This window comes from Roseofilum reptotaenium CS-1145 (assembly GCF_028330985.1).
Taxonomy (GTDB): Bacteria; Cyanobacteriota; Cyanobacteriia; order Cyanobacteriales; family Desertifilaceae; genus Roseofilum; species Roseofilum reptotaenium.
The window spans coordinates 21,603-34,341 of record NZ_JAQMUE010000100.1; the positions used below are offsets into that span (position 1 = coordinate 21,603).

Annotated in this window: 15 protein-coding genes and 1 tRNA gene; 6 read left to right on the plus strand and 10 right to left on the minus strand. The window is 45.3% G+C overall.

The annotated features are described in order from the left end of the window. Window positions 1-101 precede the first annotated feature (101 nt). Window positions 102-434, plus strand: coding sequence for a cytochrome c6 PetJ (petJ, locus tag PN466_RS22455; RefSeq protein ID WP_271944188.1), 333 nt, complete (start codon window positions 102-104; stop codon window positions 432-434). Between the two features lie 148 nt (window positions 435-582). Here the strand turns inward: petJ and PN466_RS22460 are convergent. The 4 genes from PN466_RS22460 to PN466_RS22475 all read right to left on the minus strand — a co-directional run bounded on the left by PN466_RS22460 (window position 583) and on the right by PN466_RS22475 (window position 3,148). Next, window positions 583-655, minus strand: a tRNA-Glu gene (locus PN466_RS22460). A 154-nt stretch (window positions 656-809) separates the two neighbouring features. Beyond that, window positions 810-1,055 carry a hypothetical protein gene (locus PN466_RS22465; protein WP_271944190.1) on the minus strand — a complete coding sequence of 82 codons (246 nt, stop codon included), beginning with the start codon at window positions 1,053-1,055 and terminating at the stop codon, window positions 810-812. A 15-nt stretch (window positions 1,056-1,070) separates the two neighbouring features. Further along, window positions 1,071-2,546, minus strand: a complete 1,476-nt coding sequence (locus PN466_RS22470) for a DUF4335 domain-containing protein (RefSeq protein WP_271944192.1) — start codon at window positions 2,544-2,546, stop codon at window positions 1,071-1,073. Next, the gene (locus PN466_RS22475; RefSeq protein WP_271944194.1) at window positions 2,543-3,148 is read right to left on the minus strand and encodes a DUF3038 domain-containing protein; all 606 of its coding nucleotides are present in this window, start codon (window positions 3,146-3,148) and stop codon (window positions 2,543-2,545) included. Before PN466_RS22475 ends, PN466_RS22470 begins: the two co-directional genes overlap by 4 nt. Before the next feature lie 327 nt (window positions 3,149-3,475). Here PN466_RS22475 and PN466_RS22480 point away from each other — a divergent pair, with 327 nt between their 5' ends. From PN466_RS22480 to PN466_RS22490, 3 genes are all read left to right on the plus strand, one after another. Next, entirely contained in the window at window positions 3,476-4,021 is a 546-nt protein-coding gene (locus tag PN466_RS22480) for an adenine phosphoribosyltransferase (protein ID WP_271944196.1), read from the plus strand. Window positions 4,022-4,116: 95 nt separating this feature from the next. After that, a complete protein-coding gene (locus PN466_RS22485; RefSeq protein WP_271944198.1) occupies window positions 4,117-5,145 on the plus strand; it encodes an ABC transporter permease in 1,029 nt (342 codons plus the stop codon). A gap of 21 nt (window positions 5,146-5,166) precedes the next feature. After that, window positions 5,167-5,457: a hypothetical protein gene (locus tag PN466_RS22490; protein ID WP_271944199.1), complete on the plus strand. Its 291-nt coding sequence runs from the start codon at window positions 5,167-5,169 to the stop codon at window positions 5,455-5,457. Here the strand turns inward: PN466_RS22490 and PN466_RS22495 are convergent. The 4 genes from PN466_RS22495 to PN466_RS22510 form a co-directional block, all read right to left on the minus strand. Further along, entirely contained in the window at window positions 5,454-6,659 is a 1,206-nt protein-coding gene (locus tag PN466_RS22495; protein WP_271944201.1) for a glutathione S-transferase family protein, read from the minus strand. The genes PN466_RS22490 and PN466_RS22495 overlap by 4 nt on opposite strands. Before the next feature lie 65 nt (window positions 6,660-6,724). Next, window positions 6,725-7,660, minus strand: coding sequence for a formylglycine-generating enzyme family protein (locus PN466_RS22500; protein WP_271944203.1), 936 nt, complete (start codon window positions 7,658-7,660; stop codon window positions 6,725-6,727). Between the two features lie 31 nt (window positions 7,661-7,691). Beyond that, window positions 7,692-8,714: an adenosyl-hopene transferase HpnH gene (hpnH, locus tag PN466_RS22505; protein WP_271944205.1), complete on the minus strand. Its 1,023-nt coding sequence runs from the start codon at window positions 8,712-8,714 to the stop codon at window positions 7,692-7,694. Between the two features lie 114 nt (window positions 8,715-8,828). After that, entirely contained in the window at window positions 8,829-9,107 is a 279-nt protein-coding gene (locus PN466_RS22510) for a DUF3493 domain-containing protein (RefSeq protein WP_271944207.1), read from the minus strand. A gap of 97 nt (window positions 9,108-9,204) precedes the next feature. Here PN466_RS22510 and rnhA point away from each other — a divergent pair, with 97 nt between their 5' ends. Continuing rightward, complete coding sequence (gene rnhA / locus PN466_RS22515; protein WP_271944209.1) at window positions 9,205-10,065, plus strand: ribonuclease HI; 861 nt, start codon at window positions 9,205-9,207, stop codon at window positions 10,063-10,065. A 77-nt stretch (window positions 10,066-10,142) separates the two neighbouring features. Here the strand turns inward: rnhA and PN466_RS22520 are convergent, their stop codons facing one another. Next, complete coding sequence (locus PN466_RS22520) at window positions 10,143-10,415, minus strand: hypothetical protein (protein ID WP_271944211.1); 273 nt, start codon at window positions 10,413-10,415, stop codon at window positions 10,143-10,145. Between the two features lie 116 nt (window positions 10,416-10,531). Between PN466_RS22520 and PN466_RS22525 the strand changes: the two genes are divergently transcribed. Next, the gene (locus tag PN466_RS22525) at window positions 10,532-11,461 is read left to right on the plus strand and encodes an exopolyphosphatase (protein ID WP_271944213.1); all 930 of its coding nucleotides are present in this window, start codon (window positions 10,532-10,534) and stop codon (window positions 11,459-11,461) included. A gap of 152 nt (window positions 11,462-11,613) precedes the next feature. On the opposite strand, the gene rsgA is transcribed toward PN466_RS22525, so the two are convergent. Continuing rightward, complete coding sequence (gene rsgA, locus PN466_RS22530) at window positions 11,614-12,738, minus strand: ribosome small subunit-dependent GTPase A (RefSeq protein ID WP_271944215.1); 1,125 nt, start codon at window positions 12,736-12,738, stop codon at window positions 11,614-11,616. Window position 12,739: the final 1 nt, after the last annotated feature.

A 12,739-nucleotide genomic window follows, 5' to 3' on the forward strand; every position in this document is an offset into this window, starting at 1 on the left:
CGTAATTACCTGAAGTAAGGGGAGTTTTACCAAACTCCCCTTTTGTCTTATAATGATACGGTTTATTCCCGATGCTGTTGGGTTTATTACTGGAGAACACTGTGAAAAAACTGCTATCTTGGATTATTGCGGCGATCGCAATCCTTTCCTTTTCTCTGTCCACACCTGCCCTCGCTGGTGATGCAGGGGCTGGCGCAGGCGTATTTTCTGCCAATTGTGCTGCTTGTCATGCGGGTGGGAAAAACTTGGTTAACCCCACTAAAACTTTGAGTAAAGCCGATTTAGAGAAATATGGAATGAATACTCTAGAGGCAATTGTTACTCAGGTAAGCAATGGGAAAGCTGCTATGCCTCGTTTCTTGGGTAAATTGAATGACCAGCAAATTGAAGATGTGTCAGCTTATGTTTTAGAGCAAGCTGAAAAAGGCTGGTAACCACTCCAAACAGGGTGTTGATTGAGATCGCATCCTGTTTTTAGAAACTCATTAAAAGAATACATCAGTCAGTCTTAGGCGATAGTGTGGTTTAAAAGCTTGTAGGAGTGAGAAACTAATTTCTCACTCCTACAAGCTTCTATTGGTATACCCCCAAGGGAATTCGAATCCCTGTCGCCTCCGTGAAAGGGAGGTGTCCTAGGCCTCTAGACGATGGGGGCTTGATTTATTCACCTTAATTATCTTAACTAAGGTTTTTCGATATGTCAACCCCCAGTGAAAACTTTTTTGAAGAGTCGCGAGGATGGGGGAGCGCGGGGACACGAAGAGGAATAATTATCCCTCTTCTGTCACTTGAAGCAAAAATCATTCTCTTTATACAAAAGTATAATGGTCACCGATGAAGATCATTTGACCTTTACGGAAGAAGAAACCAGCTTCTATCCCAAGATTAGAGGTGAAGATGTATATTTGGTGAGTGGCGGCACTATTGTAATACTCTTCCAAGCGCCCATAAGCCTTTAGCCATCTAAGCATCTCTTCTTCTGTAAACCCCTGGAGATGCTCTCTAACTGCTTCTCGTTGCCCAACTAGATCGATTAAGTGGAAGTTGTTAGCCATACGAACATCATGGACTCAGTTGACCCCATAATATCCCCGCCAAGGACTCACCTGTAAAATCCCTTCCGGCGTAAACACCACCTTAAACTGGGCTAAAGGCTCGTCAGAACTTTCTGGCTCTTCAGAACGGCTGTTTTGGGTGACCTCTAATAAACTCGGTAGAGGAGTCCGATCTAAATAATCAAATGCCGCTTGATTCAGGGCTTCATAATCAGCAATTTCACCGTCTGGTTGCACGGCTACTCGATAATTGAGTTCTGTGGGGAAATCGGCTTCCCGAATCCGCACTCGATCAATTTGGTTATAGAGTTCCTGATTTAAATTTTCTAGTAAAAACGGATCGGTAATTTCCGGGCCTAAACTTTGAGATCCGGGCGGAAAGCCATTCCAAGGACTGACCTCAACTACCCCTTTTTGGCGAAAGACAACTTTAAACTCAGCAATCGACTCCGCTTCTGCTCCTCCTTCATCGGTCGGAATATAAGCTAACTCTAACAAGGGAGTCAGTTGGTCATCTTGGGGAATCATGGCTTCATCTGTCCCTCGATATCCCAAAATTGCCCCATCTTGCCCTACGGCCACTCGATAGGTTAAATCTCTTTCTAAATCTTCGCGACTTTGCCAAGCCCGGTCAATATCTTCATGCAATCTTCGATTTAAAGTCCCTATTTCTGTTGCATCGGTAATTGAGGGTCGGCGTTCGACTAAAGTATCGATATCTTCAATCGTCGGCCGTGAAGAAGTCCGCCCAGTAGTTAAAGGATTAGTGGTAGTCGAGTCGGAAACCGTTAGGGCTGCCTCTCCATTAGGTTCTCGATCGCTTTGATCGGTATTTGGAGAAGGAGAGGGAGGTTCACCAGAGTCTTCAGACTCGGAGGCACCATGGGGTTCAACTTCCTCCAGGGTCTCCGGCCGTTCAATGTTGGGTATGGGCATCATCAGAAATAAGCCGGCTGCAACCGCCAAACCGACGACTCCTAGGGCAGCGGGAGCAGCTCGTTGAGGCCCTGGAATGGTGGCTTGTACATAGCGCTTAGGAGTGGGAGCTAGAGACCAGGAAAGGCTCGGTAAGGTTTGGGTATCGGCAAAAAATTGATCGACGGCTTCTACCAGATCAAAGAGCTGGACATCACTTAATTTAACTTCTGGAGGGTTGGGAGAGGTCGCAGCCGGATCGGGAGTCTTCGTATTAATGCATAGGCGATGGTAATGGCCGTTGAGTTTTTCTAAGTGTATCCATTTTGGCCCGGGAAGATGCTCTTGGGGATAGGACACCCCACTGAGGACTTCTTGGGCATAGTGGCTAACTGCCCACACGAGGCTTTCAAAAAATTCTTTTCCCCCAGTTAATTTGACTCCAGCAATTTGGCATTCCACATTACTTAACATGGAAAGGGGCTGAAAATCTAAGGAACTGCCTTCATTAGCCTCACTCCATCCCCAGAGGGTTAAGTTGCAGTTGGGTAAATTGTATTGACGTTCGATACTCATACCACTTCTCCATCAAATAGGCTAATCCACAATCGTTGCATTCCTTTGGTTCCGGTACAAAATAGGAGTTGGCTTAGTAAAGATACACCGAGTTCATTTAAGGCTCGATCGTTTTGGTATTGGGTGAGGGCAGAACGTTGGAGGTTCATGCGCGAGCGGAAATGGGCCCGGAAGCGATCGAGGTATTCGGAGAGCCTAAAATGGTGTTCTACGGAGAGGTGTCTTTCTTGCAGTTGATCGTAGGCAACGAGCAGTTGACGGATGAGGACCGTGCGTTTGCGGGCGAGGGTAGCGGCGATCGCCACTAATGCCTTAGCTTCTTCTATACTCAGAGAACGACGCATATGGGCACGGCGAAAGGGATTAGTGCTGCGTAAGCGCCATAGGCTAACACGATTTTGAATGATCTCTTGAAGTTGGAGGGTTTTGGAGGCAGCGAGCATGGCTTCCGATCCCCCTAAATCTAGAGCTTCGAGAGCTAGTAGAATCAGATCGAGATGCCAGCGAGTACGACGGGGACATTCTGGGGAATTGAGAGGGGGGTCGACCAAGTTCTCCAGAATTAAGGGAGTGGTATTGAGGGGTGGACTGTTGGTTTGCATAATGTTCTCAAGAAACATTCAAATCGTGTTAGATACTGCCCTTGTGGTGAACTGTTCAACTTCAAGGACGCACGATCAGGATCTCTGATGACGAATGAACTGGGTAAAAGAGGACAGGGGTTAATCAGACCATCAAAGGGGAACACGATCGCTAATACTCATATGAGTCAATCTGGGATGCTAAGTGCATATTACCGGATCGCTCACCCTTTGTTCTAGATTAACCTTTAGAGGCGATCGCTGTCTTCTCCCTTATTCTAGGAATCAGGTAGGATTGGGAAGCATCGGTTCTGATAACCTGATAATCACAGAAATAATATTTAGATCATGGATATTAAAGAGATTCAGACTCTGATTCGGGATATTCCCGATTTTCCTAAACCGGGGATTTTGTTTCGCGATATTACCACGCTGTTGAAGCACCCCGAAGGGTTTCGCTCAACGATTGATTTATTGGCTCAACGCTGTAGTGAACTCTCGCCAGACTATATCCTGGGAATGGAGTCACGGGGATTTATCTTTGGCACAGCAGTAGCGTATCAATTGAATTGTGGTTTTATTCCAGTCCGCAAGCCGAAAAAGCTACCCGCCCCGGTTTATCAAGTCAGTTACGATCTCGAATATGGTCAAGATCAGTTGGAAATGCATCAAGATGCCCTGCAAGGGGGCGATAATGCTCCGCATCGCTGTCGCGATCGCGTCGTCGTCGTTGATGATTTAATCGCTACTGGGGGAACCGCGCAAGCCACGGCAAAACTGGTAGAGCAAGCCGGAGCAGTCTTAGCCGGATTTGTCTTTGTGATTGAATTAGAAGCTCTCGAAGGACGTAAACACCTCCCCAATGTCCCGATTTCTAGCCTAATCCAATACTAGATGGGTAATAGGGAATAGGAGATCGCAGTGTCCCCGTATTTCCCCATCCCCCTATCTCCTCATCTCCTCGCTCCCCCATTCCCCCACTCCAATCCATGAACTCTACCCTCTCCTACAATCTCCGGGGACTTTTTGGTAATGAAGTCTTCCTCTACATCAGCAAACGGGTATTACAAGGCTTAATCACCCTTTTATTAGCCTCTGCCTTAAGCTTTACCATTATTCAACTTGCCCCTGGCAACTATATCGATACCCTGCGCCAAAATCCCCAAATTTCCCCCGAAACCCTGGAACAACTCTCCCAACAATTTGGCTTAGATAAACCTGCCTATCAACAGTATTTTCGCTGGCTCTGGAGTATTATTAGATACGGAGATTTTGGTCAGAGTTTTGTCTATCAGCGCTCTGTTGCTTCCCTGCTCTGGGAGCGGATGGCCAATACCCTGTTGTTAGCTATTATATCTCTGGTGATTAACTGGGCGATAGCCCTTCCATTAGGTATTGTTGCTGCCCTCAAACAAAATACCAAACTCGATCAAAGTCTGCGAGTTCTCAGCTATATTGGGCAAGGATTTCCCAGCTTTATTACCGCCCTTGCCTTGCTCTTTTTTGCCCAAAGTGTTTCCCCTCTTTTACCCGTCGGAGACATGACGAGCATCTATTTTTCTGACTTAACTTTAGTGGGCAAAATTCTTGATATTGGTTGGCATATGATCTTACCCGTCTTAGCCCTCAGTATTACCGGATTTGCTGGACTCCAGCGCCTCACAAGAGGACAATTTTTAGACGTTTTGCGCCAAGATTATATCCGCACTGCCCGCGCCAAAGGCTTACCGGAAAATCGCGTTATTTATGTTCATGCTCTGCGCAACGCCATTAATCCTCTGATCACTCTTTTAGGTTTTGAATTTGCCACCTTATTAAGTGGTTCTTTTATCACCGAATTTTTCTTTAACTGGCCGGGTTTAGGGCGCTTAATTCTCAGTGCTGTCCAATCCCAGGATTTGTACTTAATTATGGCCAGTCTGATGATGGGGGCAGTGATGCTCATTATTGGCAATTTAATTGCCGATCTGATGTTAAAGTTTGCCGATCCTCGCATTCGTTTAGAAGATCTCAAATAAATTATCCATCCTATTTCGCCTATGGCCTTTCAAACCTATTATCTGATTCGCTCTCAAAATGACGGTCAATATATCACGGCTCGTTTAGGAGATCAAAACTATCTGTTACTGTTCCAACAAGATTTTGAAGCCTACAGTTATCTCAATACCCATGCCCCCGATGTTGCCCATCAATTTGCCGTTGAATCGTTAGTTGGTTCCCAGCTAAACGCTCTACTCAATCGATGGGGCTATCGGGGCATTGGATTAGTTCAAGATCCCTTAATTCCTAGGGTAGAATTTATGGCACGAGAGTCTTCTCTTGACAATTAGCTCGTGGGGTTGAATTGAGTCGGGTCTTGATCGCGACGATCGCGCACCGAAAGGGGAGTCCCTTCGCCATCACCCACTAGCGCTGCGGTACTTTCTAAGGCTTCCCGTAACCGTTTAGCGGCATAAATCGACATATCCCTCGGAACACTAATGCGATCGCGCAAATAACGTAATCCGATATCCGATCCTGATGGTGGGGGACACTTCTCTCCCTTAATCAAGTAGGTTAAAGCACAACGCAGCGCTTCATCAAACAGGCGATCGTCGGCGGGATTCACTTGAATAATATTCTGACGATGCTTCAGCACTCGGTGAAGAGCTTCTTCTCGGGAGGTTTCCGGCTCTGGATAGGTTACATCTGGCAATCCCAACCAAGGGCCACTATCCACCCGTTTCTGATTCTCCTGAGTTTCCAGTTCCTCATTTGGGTAACAGCCACCCATTTGTGGAGGTAAATCATGGGCATGGGTATGAAAATCGCTTTGGGTTCCTCTATAGGTTGGGCGAGTTTCCATGGCATCAAACCAGTTGGAAAAATGGGGATTTTCCTTGCGTAGGCAATACCCTTTGTAGTAGTACAAACTCGCGTTCATCCGCTCAACATAGGGCGTGAAAATGATATCCACCGTGCCAAAATCCTCTAGGAAATAGGGGCCAGGCATACGGCTCAGAGCCTGTTCTACGTCGGCAACTACGCTAATAAATTTTTCTTTGTGCCGTTGGTCATCACGGGGCGATCTCCTCGGATAGCACAGCCAACTACACCAGGCCCGAAACAGTAACCGTTCTAGTCTGCGCAGGGGGATCACCTGGGAATCCTCCATCCCGGCACCGTTCAGGGGGCCAAACGCCTGTTCTAAGGCCATTAAAATATCATCACTTTCGGTAATCAATTGGCCGTCCAACTCGATCGCCGGAAGCATTCCCGATCGCACTTTTTCTTTATACCACTGTTCTTTTTTGCCATAGCAGAACATGGTCACCTTGCGGATACGATAAGGAATCTGTTTTTCCTCTAGCCATAACCATACCTTTTGGCAATAGGGACACCAAGCATGATGATCTCGATAGAGTGTAACCCGCACATCCGATTCCGAGTGACCAAATAGGCGTAAATTGGATTGGGCATTGGTCGGGCCATTGACTCGATCGATCGTAAAATGAGTGAGCGATTCTAGTTCTGTCCAGGTTAAGACACTCATGGGCGGATGATAAAAATAACAGGAAGGATAATCCTATTCAATATAGCGCTGTTATTTGTCAGCGATCAGAGACCCACGACCCGCACACCAATAGTATTGAGCCTAACTTCTGGTTTCGCTTCCATCGTATTACTACTCGACTCCGGTTGAACTGGGATGCTATTTTTGAACCCAAGCCATGACCACAGACGCGGCCATCTATTCTTTTTAAATTCTTGTTTAATGCCATAACTGGCATAATACAGTGGAGAAGAGCGACGATGGGCACTTCGACAAGCCCAAGGATAAATCATCCAAGACCCCCCACGTATGACGCGATCGCTCCCCTCGGTGGGACAATCGAGACTGTTATCGAGATCATTATCCTGCCAGCGATCTTCACACCACTCCCATAGATTTCCATGCATATCGTATAACCCCCATCCATTGGCAGGAAAACTGCCGACGGGTAAGGTTTTATAAAGACATTGACCTTTGGGAGCTTCCCCGTAATTATAGCTGGCATCATAATTAGCCAGCTCGGCAGTCAGGGTTTCACCGCAATGAAATGGAGTCACTGTTCCTGCACGACAAGCATATTCCCATTCGGCTTCGGACGGTAAGCGATAGGATTGTCCAGTGTATTGGCACAGTCGGGCGCAAAATTCCTGACACTCTAACCAGGAAACACTTTCTACAGGTCGGTTTTCTCCTTTGAAACTGGAAGGATCGGGGTTTAGGGAGCGATGTATTGGGGGAAAGGACGCTACCCTAAACCATTGGGCCTGAGTGATTTGAAATTTACCCATGTAGAACGGGGGTAAGCTGACGGAGTGCTGGAGTTTTTCCTGGTATCCCATGAGAAAGGTTCCACCCGCGATCGCCACCATATCCAAAAAGATTCCTTTTCCCAAATCTTCTCGGTAATATTTTGCTTGCCGAGTTTCCCGCTCAATGATTTTTCCTCGATGGTTCACCGTAACGGTTTCAAACTCGAATAAAGACAGTTGAGGTTCTACCAATGACCCATTACCTATGACCAGCACGTAGAACTTACCGGGCCATACCAAAGAGAGAACCAAAAGAGCGGCCCATATTCTTTGGATCTAAAGCATCAACGGCAGCAGTAGGCTCATAGCCACAATGTACCATGCAATCAGCACATTTCGGATTGCCACTGCGATGACCATATCGGTCCCAATCTGTATTATCCAGTAATTCTTGGAAGCTTTGATAATAGCCTTCATTAAGCAAATAACAGGGCTTTTGCCAACCTAAAACGCTATAGCTAGGACTTCCCCAAGGGGTACAGTCATAGTCTTTTTCACCCAGGAGAAAATCTAAAAATAGGGGATTATGGTTAAAATTCCAAGCTTTTTGACCGGCTTTGAACGGAGCAAGAATTTCCCGAAATAGCGCTTTGGTTTGTTCCCGTTTCAGGAAATGGTCTTGATCGGGGGCCCAGGCATAACTATAACCGGGAGAAATCATCATCCCATCAATGTTTAAGGTGGCGAGAAAGTCAAAGAATTTTTGTATCTCTTGGGGGTCAGCACCCTCAAAGACTGTGGTGTTGGTGGTGACGCGAAATCCTTTGGCTTTAGCCGCGCGAATTGCTTGTACGGCTATATCAAACACGCCTTCACGGTCTACACAGCGATCGTGTTGTTCCTGTAAGCCATCAAGGTGAACACTCAAGGTTAAATAGGGGGAGGGCTGAAACCGGTTTAAATATTTCTCCAGTAATAATCCATTGGTGCATAAATAAATAAATTTTCTGCGCTCAATTAATCCCTTGACAATTTCCACAATTTGTGGGTGTAAGAGAGGTTCGCCTCCGGGAATGGAAACTACGGGCGCACCACATTCTTCGACGGCAGCAAAGCATTCTTCTGGGGTAAGATGTTGTTTGAGAATTTCTTTAGGATGCTGGATTTTTCCACATCCGGAACAGGCTAAATTGCATCGAAATAGGGGTTCAAGCATTAAGACTAGGGGGAATTTTTTCCGTCCTAATAGTCTTTGGGTGACTAAATATTTTCCGACTTCAATGGCTTGTTGTAGGGCAATGGCCATAATGGCTCCTCTTACGGTAACGGGTTATCTGGGGATTTAGTATAGTTGAAAGTTCCTGATTTCTGCAATCTTCCTATTACTCATTACCCAATTACCTAATTACCGCGCGAAGTGCTATATTTTTCGATTTTCTAGACGAAAGAGCCACACCATGAGGGCAACTACACCAATTTGTAGAGCTAGGTTGCCTAAAGTGGTGCTGAGATCTTCTCCTGAAGCGAGTTTAGCGAGGAAAATGAAGGCTCCGATTAAACCGGATGTGGCAAAGGTGGCGTAAATAAATTGACGTAATCCCCGATAAGGTGCTTTGGCTTCAGCTTTGAGGCGAGCATATTTTTCTGGACTTAGGGAAGATTTGCGGCTGCTTTTGGATCGAGGAGAATCGGACGGCATGGGTTTTGATGCTAAAAAGTCTGGGAAAATTCTACCATGGAGATGGCTTAGGGCCAGGAAAACCAGAGTATAGTAGAAAGTCTAGGTTTAAATCGAGATGTTTGAACAATTAATGGAATCTGAACGTAAAGTTAAGAGTGTTTACACCGATGGAGCGTGTTTAGGAAATCCCGGGCCAGGAGGATGGGCTGTGCTGGTCAATTTTACAGATGGCTCCATTTATGAAATGGGGGGATCGGAGGCGGATACGACGAATAATCGGATGGAGTTGCAGGGAGCGATCGCCGGATTAAGGTTAGTGGTGGCTTCGGGACAAACCGAAGCGGTGACGGTCTTTACGGATAGTGACTATGTGCGTAAGGGAATTACCCAATGGATTCGAGGCTGGAAAAATAAAGGCTGGAAAACGTCCCAAGGAAAACCGGTACAAAATCAGGATTTGTGGGAAAGTTTAGATCAGTTAAATTCTAAGATGGTGTTGTGGGAATATGTGCCAGCTCATACGGGCGATCGCGATAATGAACGTTGTGATGAGATCGCTAAAGCCTTTGCCACAGGTCGCTCTCCCGCCTTAAAACAAGCTTTAGAAACCCAAAAGCGATCAAGTCTTTCCCCCCTAAATGGGCAGAACGCGCTACAATCCACGGATGTTGCTTTAAACGGTAGCATGACAGATGTAAATGCCCCTTCCAATCCTACGTCCTCCGAAAACACGGAGAATTTACCCCGTGATGTACGGGTTGGACAACTGCGAAACCTAATCGAAACCTTACGCATTGCTGACGAAATTGCCAGTCACGCTTATTTAATTACTAGCTCGGAGTTGGCAGACTTAATGGATGTCAACGCTAGTGCGGTTACCAGTCGCGGCGATCACTGGGTTTGGCGAAACTGGGTGGTTTCGAGGGTTCGACGTGAGGGAAATCAAATCCTATGGCAACTTGAGAGAGTGGATTAGATTCTGAGGCCATATCTCGATGAAGATGCCCTTGACAAGGGGCCTCCAGCCCCTTGCCTCCCCTCTGTAGTGTCCCGCTAACCCCTTATTCCCCCATCGGGCGGTGCATCAACCACTTCGTAGCTCGTAACATCGATCGCATCGATAGCTTCCGTGGGTTCAGATGAGACGGTTTTGGGTTGAGGAGTCTGCTTTTGTGTCCATTGACGTACTTGCTCAAAATTAGAGGCAATAGCCAATAGTCCCCCCGCAACAATAAAGACAGGAAGGGGAACTGATAGCGCTTTGAGCTGTTGAAAGATTTCAGCTAACACTAATAGAAGGACAAAACAGCTAATCCAGAGTCTCATGGGTTTCTGATTGGGTTGATAGCACAGCTATTGACTATACTATACTCGACTATACTTGATGATTCTCCCAGAGTCCCTGGTAGATGAAAGCTTGTTGTTGAATGAAGAGGTTGATCATGGTTGATGCACAATACCGGTTAGTCACTCGCAGTGATTTTGATGGGTTGGTCTGTGGGGTTCTCCTCAAAGAGCTGAATTTGATTGATGAGATTAAGTTTGTCCATCCTAAAGATATGCAGGATGGCAAAGTCGAGATTAGCGATCGCGATATTACCACCAATTTACCCTATGTTCCAGGAGCGCACTTGGTTTTCGATCACCATTTGAGTGAAACCATACGCAACACCTCTCAACCGGAGAATTATATTATCGATCCCGATGCCCCTTCGGCCTCACGAGTGGTTTATAACTATTATGGTGGAAAAGACAAGTTTACTGATATTTCTGAAGAGATGATGACGGCAGTGGATAAAGCAGACTCTGCCCAGTTTTCTGCCGAAGAAATTCTCGATCCTACCGATTGGGTTCTGCTCAATTTTATCATGGATGCCCGCACCGGCTTAGGCAGATTTAAGGAGTTTAGAATCTCCAATTATCAATTGATGATGGAATTGATCGATTATTGTAAATCTCACACGATTGAGGAAATTTTAGCCCTCCCCGATGTGCAAGAGCGAGTCAACCTCTATCAACATCAGCAGGAACAATTTAAGCAACAATTAAAACGTTGTTCCCAAGCTTATGGTCAATTAGTGGCGATCGACCTGCGGAACGAAGAAACGATTTATGCCGGGAATCGGTTTATGATTTATGCCCAATATCCTGAGTGTAATATTTCCATGCATATTATGTGGGGATTGAAACAGCAAAATACCGTTTTTGCAGTGGGTAAATCGATTCTGAATAAGACTTCAACTCTCAATATTGGTGAATTGATGCTACAACATGGAGGGGGAGGCCATGCGAATGCGGGGACTTGTCAAATTGATAATGACAAGGCGGAAGAAATCAAGGCTGAATTAATCGATAAACTTCAGAATACCTAGCATAATGCTACACGCGGGTAATGGGAGTATTACGTCTCTCTCCCAACCCTTCTTTCACTGGAGAGGGATACCAATTCGCGCCACTGATATTTTAGAAATGTTCGCCTTCCTAAAGTTTTAGCAGATTGTCCGGATTTAGAACGAGCAGGGGATTACCTCTTCTTATTTTTCATCACTGATTTGATCATTTTTGAAAAACTCTTATCTTTTTGTCGTTTTTCAAGATAAGACATTTGATTGAATTCCGACTCTTTTTTCATCTTCATATAATTTTGATAACGTTGTTCGGACAGATCTCCAGCTTCTATAGCAGTAAGAATGGCACAACCTTTTTCATGAGTATGAGAACAGTTAGAAAATTTGCAGCTTTGCGAAAGCTCTACAATTTCTGAGAAGGTTTCATCGATTCCCTCATCTACAGACAGACTACCAAGCTCTCTCATTCCTGGGGTATCTATTATCATCGCTCCACTTTCGAGGCAAACTAATTGACGGGTGGTTGTCGTATGTCGCCCTTTGCTCTGTATTTTGCTTACGGGTTGTGTTTCATATTTTTCAATTCCTATGATGCGATTAAGTAAAGTTGTTTTACCGACACCAGAAGATCCTAGCAAGCAATATGAACATTCCTTCTTTAACAAGCCAATAACTGAATCGATATTATCCGGATTTAAATTGCTAAACTCCATCGCAAGAGTGTAAGGAGCAATACTCAGAACTTTTTTCTTTATTTTATCTATCTCTTCCTTGGAGATCAGATCGCATTTACTGAGAAGAATAATAGGCTCAATTCCACTTTCATTGACCATAACCAGATAGCGCTCGAGCCTTCGTAGATTAAAATTCTCATTCAAAGATTGAATAATGAAAGCAACATCAATATTTGCAGCTATCAACTGAAAATTTACTTCCTTTCCAGCCGTCTTTCTCTGTAGCAGAGTCTTTCTTGGGAAAACACCATATATAATGGCATGGCTATCATTATCGAAGAAATCGGCATATACCCAATCACCAGTAGTCGGAAGGTCGTATGCTAACTCGGTACGGTAAAGAAAATTTCCTGATAATTCAGCAAATATCTCTTTCTCTCCCTTCGTCACAGTATAGCTGTCTTTATGTACAGAAACTACCCGTGCAACATCGTGAGCAGCAATCATTTCATCATCCACTTGACTTTTAAACCAGTCATTATACCCAAGGCTTTTCAAATCGTCCATAATTAGATTGATGTCTTTTTTTGTTATTCCTAACCCTGAAATTATACGATAAATTAGCATG